Origin of the sequence: Streptomyces sp. NPDC015125 (assembly GCF_043080045.1) — a bacterium.
GTDB lineage: Bacteria > Actinomycetota > Actinomycetes > Streptomycetales > Streptomycetaceae > Streptomyces.
Genome location: NZ_JBIBVF010000001.1, coordinates 604,735 through 617,021 on the forward strand (window position 1 = coordinate 604,735; position 12,287 = coordinate 617,021).

The 12,287-nt window shown below is 72.0% G+C and carries 13 protein-coding genes; 8 read left to right on the top strand and 5 right to left on the bottom strand.

What is annotated here, in order from left to right:
* Positions 1 to 310: 310 nt before the first annotated feature.
* Both ACF088_RS02575 and ACF088_RS02580 read right to left on the bottom strand, forming a co-directional pair.
* Entirely contained in the window at positions 311 to 1,768 is a 1,458-nt protein-coding gene (locus ACF088_RS02575) for a DUF3152 domain-containing protein (protein ID WP_392373526.1), read from the bottom strand.
* A gap of 8 nt (positions 1,769 to 1,776) precedes the next feature.
* Positions 1,777 to 2,811: an alpha/beta fold hydrolase gene (locus tag ACF088_RS02580; protein ID WP_392373527.1), complete on the bottom strand. Its 1,035-nt coding sequence runs from the start codon at positions 2,809 to 2,811 to the stop codon at positions 1,777 to 1,779.
* A gap of 170 nt (positions 2,812 to 2,981) precedes the next feature.
* Between ACF088_RS02580 and ACF088_RS02585 the strand changes: the two genes are divergently transcribed.
* The 4 genes from ACF088_RS02585 to ACF088_RS02600 all read left to right on the top strand — a co-directional run bounded on the left by ACF088_RS02585 (position 2,982) and on the right by ACF088_RS02600 (position 4,952).
* Positions 2,982 to 3,200 (top strand): hypothetical protein, encoded by a 219-nt coding sequence (locus ACF088_RS02585; protein WP_392373528.1) that lies wholly within the window; start codon positions 2,982 to 2,984, stop codon positions 3,198 to 3,200.
* Positions 3,201 to 3,348: 148 nt separating this feature from the next.
* A complete protein-coding gene (locus ACF088_RS02590) occupies positions 3,349 to 3,990 on the top strand; it encodes a TetR/AcrR family transcriptional regulator (protein ID WP_392373529.1) in 642 nt (213 codons plus the stop codon).
* A 140-nt stretch (positions 3,991 to 4,130) separates the two neighbouring features.
* On the top strand, positions 4,131 to 4,358 hold the full coding sequence (locus ACF088_RS02595) for a DUF3107 domain-containing protein (RefSeq protein ID WP_392373530.1): 228 nt from the start codon (positions 4,131 to 4,133) through the stop codon (positions 4,356 to 4,358).
* Positions 4,359 to 4,661: 303 nt separating this feature from the next.
* Complete coding sequence (locus ACF088_RS02600; RefSeq protein ID WP_392373531.1) at positions 4,662 to 4,952, top strand: hypothetical protein; 291 nt, start codon at positions 4,662 to 4,664, stop codon at positions 4,950 to 4,952.
* Positions 4,953 to 4,976: 24 nt separating this feature from the next.
* Here ACF088_RS02600 and ACF088_RS02605 read toward each other — a convergent pair whose 3' ends face one another.
* Entirely contained in the window at positions 4,977 to 5,714 is a 738-nt protein-coding gene (locus tag ACF088_RS02605) for a ferritin-like fold-containing protein (RefSeq protein WP_392373532.1), read from the bottom strand.
* A 565-nt stretch (positions 5,715 to 6,279) separates the two neighbouring features.
* On the opposite strand from ACF088_RS02605, the gene ACF088_RS02610 reads away from it, so the two are divergent.
* From ACF088_RS02610 to ACF088_RS02620, 3 genes are all read left to right on the top strand, one after another.
* Positions 6,280 to 8,475 carry a DEAD/DEAH box helicase gene (locus ACF088_RS02610; RefSeq protein ID WP_392373533.1) on the top strand — a complete coding sequence of 732 codons (2,196 nt, stop codon included), beginning with the start codon at positions 6,280 to 6,282 and terminating at the stop codon, positions 8,473 to 8,475.
* Between the two features lie 118 nt (positions 8,476 to 8,593).
* A complete protein-coding gene (locus ACF088_RS02615) occupies positions 8,594 to 9,460 on the top strand; it encodes an alpha/beta fold hydrolase (RefSeq protein ID WP_392373534.1) in 867 nt (288 codons plus the stop codon).
* A 193-nt stretch (positions 9,461 to 9,653) separates the two neighbouring features.
* Positions 9,654 to 10,133, top strand: a complete 480-nt coding sequence (locus tag ACF088_RS02620) for an SRPBCC domain-containing protein (protein ID WP_392373535.1) — start codon at positions 9,654 to 9,656, stop codon at positions 10,131 to 10,133.
* Positions 10,134 to 10,238: 105 nt separating this feature from the next.
* On the opposite strand, the gene ACF088_RS02625 is transcribed toward ACF088_RS02620, so the two are convergent.
* On the bottom strand, positions 10,239 to 11,165 hold the full coding sequence (locus ACF088_RS02625; protein ID WP_392373536.1) for an NYN domain-containing protein: 927 nt from the start codon (positions 11,163 to 11,165) through the stop codon (positions 10,239 to 10,241).
* 203 nt (positions 11,166 to 11,368) lie between these two features.
* Here ACF088_RS02625 and ACF088_RS02630 point away from each other — a divergent pair, with 203 nt between their 5' ends.
* Positions 11,369 to 11,521: a hypothetical protein gene (locus ACF088_RS02630; protein ID WP_390713848.1), complete on the top strand. Its 153-nt coding sequence runs from the start codon at positions 11,369 to 11,371 to the stop codon at positions 11,519 to 11,521.
* A gap of 155 nt (positions 11,522 to 11,676) precedes the next feature.
* On the opposite strand, the gene ACF088_RS02635 is transcribed toward ACF088_RS02630, so the two are convergent.
* Positions 11,677 to 12,282: a MarC family protein gene (locus tag ACF088_RS02635; protein ID WP_392373537.1), complete on the bottom strand. Its 606-nt coding sequence runs from the start codon at positions 12,280 to 12,282 to the stop codon at positions 11,677 to 11,679.
* Positions 12,283 to 12,287 lie beyond the last annotated feature (5 nt).

The window sequence follows — 12,287 nt, forward strand, 5'->3', positions numbered from 1 at the left end:
CGTCCCTGGTGTGCCAGCGGCACGGCCGCCACCTGCGGGAAGAAGCTATGCAAAGGGCCGGTGGCGCGATGGACGGTTGTCCATCGCGCCACCGGAAGGGGTGAACGCACGTAACTTTCCGCCCCTGAGGGCGTTTCGACGCGCTATGTGAGTGCCACGGCACCGCCCGCAGTACCCGCCGCTGCGCCGTGACCTGCGGAAGAGCCGGAAGCGCCGGAAGAGACGAAAGCGCCGGAAGAGGGCGAAGAGAGCGAAGAAACCGAAGAGACGTCCCGCGCCGGGCACCCGCCGCGGCGGGTGTCCGGCCCGCTCACCTCTGGGTGGGGAACGGCCAGGAGTTGGGCCGGCAGGTCGCCCCGTCCGTCGTCAGGAACTTCGTCTGCTGCATCATCACCGGAGCCAGTGCGCCCTGCCGGGAGCAGGCCTCGTGGTTGTGCCCGAGGCGGTGGCCGACCTCGTGATTGATCAGCATCTGGCGGTAGGCGTACATCTTGTCGTGGCCGTAGGTCTGCGCGCCCTGCGCCCAGCGGTATGCGTTGATCATGACCCGATCGGTCGCCGCCGAGTCACAGGAGACATTGTCCTCGCTGGTGTCGAGTCCGGACTTGGCGCACCACGTGTCGGTGGTCCCCGGGCTGGCCAGCGTGATGACGAAATTGACGTCGCCGGACGACACCCGCTGGAAGGTCATCTGCCCGCCGTGTGCCCAACTCCGCTCATCGTTGAGGGTCTTGTGCACCGCCTCGGCGAACAGCTTGCCGTCCAGCGGCAGCCCCTCCTCGACATCGACGCGGTAGCGCAGCACCTTGCCGCGGCCGGGCGCCTTGGCGCCGCCGCCGACCGGCTTGAACCGGCCGCTGGCCGTCAGATGCGCGTCCAGCGGGAAGACCTGCGTCATCTGCTGGTCGTAACTGGCGGGCTTGGCGTCCTGGGTGGGCCTGGAATGCGACCTGGAGGCTTCGTCGCCGACGCCGTCGGTACGGTCGTTGCCGCTGCGCGTCTGCGGGTCGCCGCCGTCCTTGTGCTGCTCGGCGACCTGGCCCGCGATGACGACGGCGAGGACGGTGGTCACCGCCGCGGCCGCCGCGCCGGTGAACGTCCGGCCCATGCCGCCCTTCTTGCTGCCGTGCCGCGACTCCTCCGCCGCGAAACCGTCGGCCGCGTCCCGGTCGGCCGGGTCACCCGGCTCGCCACCGTCCGCGCCGGATGCGACCCCCGGGGCCGACAGCTCCGGCCCGTCGGCCTCGTCGCGGTCGAAGACCACCGACCGCCCGGTGAAGCGGCCGCCGGGGGGCACGCCGTCCCCGCGGGGCCCGTGCGGACCGGCCGCCGGTCCCGCCGTCCGGGGCGCACCGGCCCGGAACACATCGTCGTCCGGGTCGTCCGCGCCGCCCCGGCCGACCGGGAGGGACCCGGCGTCGAAGGCATCCACATAGTCGCGCCGTGGCCCCGGCCCGGTGCCCGGCGGAGCGACCAGCGGTGCACCGGGCACCTCCGCGCGCGGCCGGGGAATCCTCGGCGCGCCCTGACCGGAAGCCACCGGGGACGTCGGCGCCCCGGGGAACGCGCCCCAGCCGCCGCCCGGTTCATGCTGTTCGGGGTGTCCGCCGCGCGCCGCATCGCCGTCGAACGGCTCACGTCTGCGGCGTCCGGAACCCGGCCCGGAGCCGGGCGCACCGCCTCCCGCGGGGGTGTTGCCGGGCGGACCTGCCGTCTCCGGACTTTCCGCAGCGGTCTCCGGCCGGCCTCGGCGGCTATGGCGTCCCACGGGGCGTGTCAGCTCCTGCCCGCATCAGCGGTCACATCGGTCACTTCACTGTCGAGCAGTTCGCGGACGGCCCGCGCCACTGTCTCCGGGTACTCCATCATCGCCACATGCCCCGCCTCCGGCAGCGTCAGCAGTCGCGAACCGCGGAATGCCGCGGCCGCCCGCCGCGCCATCCGGAAGGAGACCAGACGGTCGCGTCCACCGTAGACGAGAAGGGTGGGGGCGAGCACTCTCTCTGCCTGACGCCACAAATTATGCTGTCCGCCCAGCGTGTAGGCGTTCACCAGACCGCGGGCGGAGCGCTCCATCACCTCCCAGAAATACGGGAGTTCCAGCCGTCGCGCATATTCCTCGGCCGCGGCGTTGAACCCTTCCGGGCTGACCCGGCCGGGGTCGCCGTAACAGAGCGCCAGCACCTCGCGGGTACGGCGCTCGGGCGTCCAGTCATGGGTGAGCCGGCCGAAGAGCCCGGCGATACCGGGGACGGCGAGCAGCGCCGTGGGCACCGCGGTCAGCTGCGGCGGCACCTCGGGCAGCGCCGGGGAGATCAGCGTCAGGGTGCGGACGAGGTCGGGCCGCACCGCCGCCACCCGGGTCGACGCGGCACCGCCCATGGAATTGCCGATGAGGTGCACGGGGCCGCGCCCGGCCGCGTCGAGGTACCGGATGACCGCGCGGGCCTGCGCGGAGACGGAGTAGTTGCCGTCGCCGGGCGGCGGTGAGTGGCCGAAGCCGGGCAGGTCGATCGCCTCGCCGTCCACCCGGTCGGCGAGCAGCGGCATCAGGTCCGACCAGTTCTGCGAGGAGCCGCCGAGGCCGTGGACGTAGAGCGCGCGCTCGCGCTCCCCCGCGGCGCCGTCGCCCGCGGCGCCGTCTTCTCCGTCGTCGCCTCGCGCGGGCAGCCCGGCCGGTGCCCGTACGGTCAGCGTCAGGCCCGGCAGGGTCACGGTGTGTGCCGTCTCCGCTCCGCCGTGCCGGCCGGGGCCGGCCGGTGGCACCGGGAGAGCGGCGGTCGCGGTGTCCGGCGACTCGGTCGAAGACATGGGAACGATGTTACGAGACGATCACGCCCCCGATCGTGTGTCCGCGGTCACACACCGCATCGCGCTGCCGCGGCCACTCTCCTACGCTCGTAGGCGAGGGCAGCCGCCCCGGCCCCTGCTTTCATGCCAGGCACCAGCCGACGATCGAGCACGCGGGAAAGGGAGCCACCATGCGCGTCGACCCGACAGACCCGGAGACCTTCGCTGACGAGAGCGACGCCACCGATATCGACGTCGAAGCACCCGAAGCGGACACCGCCGAGCAGTACGCCGATCTCGCACCGCAGCACGACGAGCCGCTGACCGTCCACGATCCGGACGAGGCGAACGAGGCAGATCTCGCCGAACAGGCCCGTGTCGTGGAGCTCAACGAAGACGAATACCGATGACCTGGGACGTTTTGTCGGCTTCCGAGAGGGGTGCCGGGCAGAAATTCTCGGCCTCGAACGCGCACAGCCGGGTTACCCAAAAGTACGATGGCGGGCGCGGTGCACCACCTTGTACGGACCGCGTACGGAACAACTTCTGGGAGGCAGCGTGAGCGCCATCGAGCAGACCGAGGCGGCGCGCCCGCGGGGCACACGCCTGCCACGACGGGCCCGGCGCAATCAGCTTCTGGGCGCCGCCCAGGAGGTTTTCGTCGCACAGGGCTACCACGCGGCCGCGATGGACGACATCGCCGAGCGGGCGGGCGTCAGCAAGCCCGTGCTCTACCAGCACTTCCCGGGCAAGCTGGACCTCTACCTCGCCCTGCTGGACCAGCACTGCGAGGCCCTGCTGCACTCGGTGCGTGCGGCGCTGGCGTCGACGACCGACAACAAGCAGCGGGTCGCCGCCACCATGGACGCCTACTTCGCATACGTGGAGGACCCGGGCGGCGCCTTCCGACTGGTGTTCGAGTCGGACCTCACCAATGAGCCGGCGGTCCGCGAGCGCGTGGACAAGGTGTCGCTGGAGTGCGCCGAGGCCATAAGCGCGGTGATCGCCGAGGACACCGGCCTGTCGCGGGACGAGTCGATGCTGCTCGCCGTGGGCCTGGGCGGTGTCTCCCAGGTGGTGGCGCGGTACTGGCTGTCCTCGGAGAGCAAGGTTCCGCGGGACACCGCGGTGCAGCTGCTGACCTCGCTCGCATGGAAGGGCATCGCCGGCTTCCCGCTGCACGGCAGTGACGCGCACTGACCGTGTTCGCTGCAGGCGTGCTCCAGGGCGTCCTGCGCATTCCCGGACCGGGCTAATGTGTGCTGCGTACGGCGCGGATGACCGCGCATCCTTCCCCAGCTGACGCTGGGGATCCCCGGACCGTCGGAGGGACAAAAGCCGTGGAGGTCAAGATCGGCGTGCAGCACGCACCCCGCGAGATCGTTCTGGAGAGCGGGCAGTCTGCCGAAGAGGTCGAGAGCGCGGTGTCCGACGCGCTGGGCGGCAAGTCACAGCTGCTGAGCCTGGTGGACGACCACGGTCGCAAGGTCCTGGTCCCGGCGGACCGGCTGGCCTATGTGGAGATCGGCGAGCAGACCGCCCGCAAGGTCGGGTTCGGCGCGCTCTGAGCAGGGGGCGCCGGATGCGGCGCCCGCAGGTGACAAGGGCGGCGGCCCGGGGGTTTCGCTCCGGGCCGCCGCCCTTTTCCCGCCGCTTCGGCGCGCCGGCCCGCCGCATCTCCCTGCTTCCCCCCGCCCGCTTCCGGCCCCCGTCCGCCGCTTTTTTCGCAGATCGGACCGTTCGAGTCGGTCCGGCTGGGCTGATCAGGCAGGGGGCGGCCGGCGGGAGGGTTGCTGCCGGTGCCCCCTGGGTACGACGGCCTGTGACCGATTTGTTCAGCTGATCGGCATCGTCACGTGGGAGGGAACAGCATGATCTGGGAAGCGCTCGGCGCCGTGCTCATCGGCTTCGCCATCGCCCTGTCCGCCACGCGATGGCTGCCCGACCGGTTCCCCGCAAGCACCCTCACGCTGGCGACCGGCCCGGTCGCGGCGCTGCTCGGCGCACTGCTGACCCGCTCGATCCTCGGCCCCGGCCACCCCGTCCAGGTGATGGTGGCCGCGATCGCCGTCGGGGCGGCCCTGCTGTCGGTCGTGGCGCGCCCGCCGCGCCGGCGTCTCCGGCGGCCGGCCGCCCCCTTGAAGGGGCACCGGACGGCCTGAACCGCCCGGCGCGCCCGTCGCAGGTCAGGCCGCGAGGCCCAGCGCCGCCATCCGCTTGGTGTGCGCCTCGGTGATCCGCGAGAACATCCGGCCCACCTCGGCCAGGTCGAAGCCGTCGGCCACCCCGCCCACCAGCATGGTGGAGAGCGCATCGCGGTCCGCGACGACCCGCTGCGCCTGCGAGAGCGCCTCGCCCATCAGGCGGCGCGCCCACAGCGCGAGACGGCCGCCGACCCGCGGCTCGGCCTCGATGGCCGCACGCACCTTCTCCACGGCGAACGTGGCGTGCCCGGTGTCGTCCAGCACGGCCAGCACCAGACCACGGGTGTCGGAGTCCAGCCGGGCCGCGACCTCGCGGTAGAAGTCACTGGCGATCGAATCGCCGACATAGGCCTTGACCAGGCCCTCCAGCCAGTCCGACGGCGCGGTCTGGCGGTGGAACTCGTCCAGCGCGGCGGCGAACGGCTCCATCGCTTCGTTCGGCTCCGCCTCGATCTGCGCGAGCCGCTCCCGCAGCCGCTCGAAGTGGTGGAACTCGGCCGAGGCCATCTTGGCCAGCTCGGCCTTGTCGTCCATCGTCGGCGCGAGCTTGGCGTCCTCCGCCAGGCGCTCGAAGGCGGACAGCTCGCCATAGGCGAGCGCGCCGAGCAGATCGATCACGGCGGCCCGGTACTGGGGGTCGGCGGATGCCTGCGCCCAGTCCTGGGCGGCGATCCCGGTATGTGTGTGCGCGTCAGCAGCGGCGTTGTCAGGCGTTCCCATGACCGGCACAATAGCCCGCTCGGGCGCCCGGGGAAGGCCCTGGTCAGCCACTCCCGTTCACCCGTACGAACGGCGGTCGGAGCCCGTGTCCCGATGCCGCGTCGGGCCGTGATGTATTCCTCACTCATACAAGCCTTCGGATGGGCGCGCCATATCCGGGGTACAGTGGTATTTGGACCTGCCGAGTATCGGTGGGTCGTTCCACGAAGCGGATGCCCGGTCGGTGGCCCGATCGGCTCCAAACCGACCGCCCTCTGATGCGGCGCGTAGCAGACATACGCGCGGCAAGAGGGACACCGCTCGCGGCAGGAGTGCCTGAGCGTTGGCAGTGGTCCCGCCCCACCGGCCGCATCATCAGGCCGGCCCCGTACGGACTCCGTACGAAGGTGCGGTACGACCCCCTTCGCCGCCTTCCGCCGCGTCTCACAGAAGAGGCAAGATTCTGTCTACATTTCGAGACCTCGGAATTTTCCCCGAGACGGCCGAGGCGCTGGAAGCCGTCGGCATCATTTCCCCCTTTCCCATCCAGGAGCTGACGCTCCCCGTCGCCCTCTCCGGCAACGACGTGATCGGCCAGGCCAAGACCGGCACGGGCAAGACCCTGGGCTTCGGCCTGCCGCTCCTGGAGCGCGTTACGGTCCCCGCCGACGTCGAGGCGGGCCGCGCCAAGCCCGAGCAGCTGACCGAGGCGCCGCAGGCCCTGGTGGTCGTGCCCACCCGTGAGCTGTGCCAGCAGGTCACCAACGATCTGCTCACCGCCGGCAAGGTGCGCAATGTCCGCGTCCTGGCGATCTACGGCGGCCGGGCCTACGAGCCGCAGGTCGAGGCGCTGAAGAAGGGCGTCGACGTCGTCGTCGGCACGCCCGGCCGGCTGCTCGACCTCGCCGGTCAGCGCAAGCTGAACCTCTCCCAGGTCAAGAGCCTGGTGCTGGACGAGGCCGACGAGATGCTCGACCTGGGCTTCCTGCCCGACGTCGAGAAGATCATCCAGCTGCTGCCGGCCAAGCGCCAGACGATGCTGTTCTCCGCGACCATGCCCGGCCAGGTCATCTCCCTGGCCCGCCGCTATATGTCGCAGCCCACGCACATCCGCGCCACCGCGCCGGACGACGAGGGCCAGACCGTCCGCAACACCGCCCAGCACGTCTTCCGGGCCCACTCCATGGACAAGCCGGAGATGGTCGCCCGCATCCTCCAGGCCGAGGGCCGGGGCCTGGCGATGGTGTTCTGCCGTACGAAGCGGACCGCCGCCGATATCGCCGACCAGCTCGCGCGCCGCGGCTTCGCCTCCGGCGCGGTGCACGGCGACCTCGGCCAGGGCGCCCGTGAGCAGGCGCTGCGCGCCTTCCGCAACGGCAAGGTCGATGTCCTGGTCTGCACCGACGTCGCCGCCCGCGGTATCGACGTCGAGGGTGTGACCCATGTCATCAACTACCAGTCGCCCGAGGAGGAGAAGACCTACCTGCACCGCATCGGCCGTACGGGCCGGGCGGGTGCCAAGGGCACCGCGGTCACCCTCGTCGACTGGGACGACATCCCGCGCTGGAAGCTGATCAACAAGGCGCTGGACCTGGCGTTCGACGAGCCGGAGGAGACCTACTCCACCTCGCCGCACCTCTACGAGCAGCTGAACATCCCCGCGGGTACCAAGGGCGTGCTGCCGCGCAACGAGCGCACCCGGGCCGGGCTCGCCGCGGAAGAGGTCGAGGACCTGGGCGAGACCGGGGGCCGCGGCCGCAGCCCCCGTAAGGGCGCCGTCGTCGAGGAGGAGCGCCCCCAGCGCACCCGTACGCCGCGCCAGCGCCGCCGTACCCGTGGCGGTACGCCGCTGGACGAGGCGGCCGCCGCCGAAGCACCGGCGACCGCGTCGCCTGTCCTCGTCGAGGGCACCGAGGGCGCGGAAGCCGCCGGGCCGCGTCAGCCGCGTCGGCGTCGCCGTACCCGCGGCAGCCAGACCGCGGGCGCAGCCGCCGTTCCGTCCCCGGCCACCGAGGCCGGCAACGCCCCCGCCAAGGTGACCGAGGCTCCGGCCAAGGTGACCGAGGCTGCCGCCAAGGCGACCAAGGCTGCGGCCGTGGCGACCAAGGCTCCGGCCGTGGCGACCGAGGCTCCGGCCGAGCCCGCCAAGCCGCGCCGCCGCCGTACCCGCACCGTCCGTCCGGAGGACACCGGGAGCTTTCAGACCGTCGAGACCGCGGCGAGCGCGCTCGCGGCGGCGAAGGGCGCGGCGGTCGTCGCCGAGTCCGCGGCCGTGACCGAGCCCGCCGAGGCGCCGGCCAAGCCGCGCCGCCGGACCCGCAGCACCGCCAAGGCCGCCGCGGCAACGGCGCCGGCCGCGGTGACGGAAACCGTCACCGACACCGCGGACGCCGCGGTGGAGGCTCCCGCCAAGCCGAAGCGGACCCGCAAGGCAGCCCCCAAGGCCGCCGAGGTCGTGGTGGACACGGCCGAGGCCGCCGTGGAGACGCCGGCCAAGCCCAAGCGGACCCGCAAGGCCGCAGCCAAGCCGGCCGCCGAGAGCGCCGTCGACACCGCCGAGGCCGCCCCGGCCAAGCCCAAGCGCACGCGGAAGGCGGCGGCCACCACGAAGGCCGCGGCGGATGCACCCGCCGCCGAGGACGCCCCGGCGAAGCCCAAGCGGACCCGCAAGGCCGCCACGGCGAAGCCGGCCGCAGAGGCGACGGAGACCGCCGAGGCCAAGCCGGTGCGCCGTCGCACCCGCGCCAAGGCCCCCGCCGCCGAGGCGACGCCCGAGAGCTGAGCCTCCCCCGGCCGACGCCGGGATCCCGGCGCGACGACCCGGCGCCCGCACTGTGCGGGCGCCGGGTCGTCGGCGTCCCCGGCCCGCTTCTGCCGCCCGGCCCGGATAACCTCACCCCATGAGCAGGCCGCCCACCCTCACACTCCCCCCGTGCGCCCGTGCGTACCGACTCGACACCCAGCGCGGTGCCTTCGCCGTGCAGGACGCCCGGCCCGATGCCGCACCGATCGGGACCGCCCTGCTGGTGCCCGGATTCACCGGCAGCAAGGAGGACTTCGTCGCCCTGCTGGCTCCGCTCGCCGCGGCCGGCTTCCGGGCGGTCGCCGTGGACGGGCGCGGGCAGCACGAGTCTCCCGGGCCACGTGATGAACGGGCTTACGCACAAAGGGAGTTGGCCCTTGACGTGCTGGCCCAGGCGCGGGCCCTGCGGGAGCCGGACGGCGGGCCGGTGCATCTGCTGGGGCACTCGCTGGGCGGGTTGGTCACCCGGGCCGCCGTGCTGCTCGACGCGGCGCCGTTCCGCTCGCTGACCGTGCTCAGCTCCGGGCCCGCCGCCATCGAGGCGTCCCAGCAGGCCCGGGTGCGGATGCTGATCGAGGCGCTCGGCACGCTCGATATGGAGAGCATCTGGCGGGCGATGCGCGAGCTGGATCCTCCGGAGGCGGCGGACGCGTCGACGCCGCCGGAGATCGGCGCGTTCTTGTACCGCCGTTGGCTGAACACCGTTCCCGAGCAGCTGATCGCGACCGGGCGTCAGATGCTGACGGAGCCCGACCGGGTAGCGGAGCTGGCCCGTACGGGGCTCGCCACGCATGTGGTCTCCGGCGCCGTCGACTATGCCTGGCCGGTGCCGTCGATGGATGCGATGGCCGAGCGGCTGTCCGCCCGACGGACCGTCATCGAGGGCGCCGAACACTCCCCCAACGCCGAACGTCCGCAGAAGACGGCCGAGGCGCTCGCCGGGTTCTGGAGCGGTGTGGGCTGAGCCTCGCGTGCGGGCCGAGCCTCGCGTGTGGGCTGAGCCTCGCGTGTGGGCCGAGCCTCGCGTGTGGGCCGAGCCTCCCGTGTGGGCCGAGCGGACGGTGTCGCCAGGACAGCACGGGGTGGTTCGGCGAGCATCGAGGAAGGCGGGCCCCACCGGCGCCCGGCCGGCACCGCTTCGCACGAAGGGCTCGACCATGACCGAGAATCCGTCGACTCCCCCGGCCGGCGCCGAGGACGACCCCCACGGCATCGCGCTCAACCGGACCTTCGACGCCCGCCGTGAGCTGGTCTTCGAGGCGTGGACGACGCCCGAGCACTTCGCGTACTGGTTCGGCGGGGAGCTGGCGGTGCCGGTCGAGCGGATGACGATGGACGCCCGGCCGGGCGGGGTCTGGACGCTGGTCATGCGCACCCCGGACGGCGGCGAGCTGCCGTTCTCCGGGGTCTACCGCGAGGTGGCCGCCCCGGAACGGCTGGAGTTCACCCTCAAGGACGCGTCCGCACCGAGCTCCGAGGGCGAGATCGTCCGGGTCACCCTGACCGATCTCGGCGACCGTACGGAGATGGCCTTCCGCCAGCTCGGCGGCAACCTCACCTCCGAGCAGTACCGCCAGGCGGAGGCGGGCTGGGCAGGCTTCTTCGACCGCCTCACCGAGCTGCTGGCGAGGGCCTGAGCGGCCTGCCCCGCGCGCGGGGCAGCCGGGAGTGTGACGAACGGGCTTGGCACGGGCCTGGTACCTACAGGCCCGGTAGTGGCCCGGCAATGCCCTGGTACCGGCCTAGTACTGCCCCTGGACGTGGTCCCAGAAGCCGTCGCGCAGAACCCGCCGCAGATCGGCATGGCTGCGCAGGGAGTGCCGCAGCAGCGCCTCCGCGGCGGTCAGGAGTTCCTGGTCGACGGCGCCCGGCAGATACGGATGGCCCGGCAGCAGCCCGGCCACCCACTCGCGGCCGCGCTCCGACAGCCACTGCGCGGCGACCTGTGCGCCGACGAAGCGGACCTCCTCACGGCTGGGCGCGGGCCCCTCACCCACCGTCTGGTCGCTGTATTCGACGCCGATCCGCCGGGTGACGTACGGCTTGCAGAACTCCAGGTCGAAGGTGCGCGCGCTGTCGACCTCCCACAGCAGCGGCTCGGCCTGGTTGCGGCCGCCCGAGGCTTCGATGCCCCACAGATGCACCCGTGCGCCATAGCCCTGCGCCGCCTCCACCGCGGAGACCAGGTCCTCGTCGCCGCCGATGAGCACCGCATCGCTGATCGCGCGGTGCCGGGCCAGCGACTCCAGGTCGGAACGGATCAGGGAGTCGACGCCCTTCTGCTGGTTGTTGGCGTTGAGGTTGCCGAGCCTGACCTTCACATCGGGCAGCTCGGCGATTCGCTGCTGTTCCTGGGTGTGGATCCGGCGGCGGGCGCCGTCGTACCAGTAGACGCGCAGCAACCGGCTGTCCGGGAAGATCATCCGGGCCTTGTCGATAAAGGCCTCGATGATCCCTTCGGCATCGAGATCGAATGCCTTGCGGTCCTCCGTGCCGGTGACCAGCCGTCCCGCCGCGGCGTAGACATAGCCCGCGTCCACGAAGGCCGCATGGGTGGACGGGGTGGTGGCGACCTCCGCGAGCACCCGGGTGAGCAGCTCGTTGGTGCGCTCGATCCCGGCGGCGAGCGCGGTGAGGTCGGTGTGGCCCGTGGGCTGGACATCGTTCATACCCGACCTATTCTCCGGGCGGTCACTCCGCGGGCACAACCGCGCTCCCCCTTCGTACTTAGGCCGTCGAAATTTTTCTTTAGCGTAGGGAATGATTGCACTGGGCAGGTCGTTGTACATGGACGGAGCGCCCGGCAGCGACGCCGGGCAGCTCGTATACCCAAGAGTTCTCCGCAGGAGGATCAGACGAAGGGAGAAGCCGTATGCGCTTCGAGATCATGCGCCTGGACGATGTCGACGGCACCGCCGTGGACAGCACCGTCGTGGACGCCGCCTCCGTCAACCGGATCGTGCAGCAGGCCGCCGCAACGGGCCAGCGCATCTACATCCGCCCGGCCGGCACCGCCGCCCGCTAACGCCCACTCCGCCGCCCGACGACGCGAGCACGCCGCCGGCCGGGCCCACGGCACGGCCGCACCGCACGAGCGCCCCCGTATGACGACTGGAACCCCGGTACGTCGTACGGGGGCGCTGCGGTGTCCACGGCCGGCTCCCGGAGCCCGGGCGGGCGTCACGCTCCCCGGATCACCTGCAGCACGCCGTTGATGATCTGCTGCACCGCGAGGGCGGAGAGCATCATGCCCGCCAGCCGCGTCACCAGGACCACTCCGCCGTCCTTGATCACACGGATGATCACCAGCGAGAACCGCATCACCAGATAGAGCACCACATGGATCGCCGCGATCGCCGTCCAGACGGAGAGCTGTGCGGCGAAGCCGTGCGCATGCTGCACCGCGAGGATCACCGACACGATCGCGCCCGGCCCGGCCAGCAGCGGCATACCCAGCGGCACCAGCGCCACATTGACGTCCTTGGTCTGGGTCGGCTCCTCCGACTTCCCGGTCAGCAGATCCAGCGCGACCAGCAGGAGCAGCAGCCCGCCCGCGATCATCAGCGCGGGCGTCGAGATGTGCAGCCGCCCCAGGATCTGCCGGCCGAAGAGGCCGAAGACGGCGATGACGCAGAACGCGACGGTGGCCGCCTGCCAGGCCATCCGGCGCTGCACCTTGGCGGGCCGGCCGGAGGTCAGGCCCAGAAAGATCGGAGTGATACCCGGCGGATCCATGATCACGAAGAGGGTGACGAAGAGCGTACTGAAGACAGCGATGTCGAACACGGTGA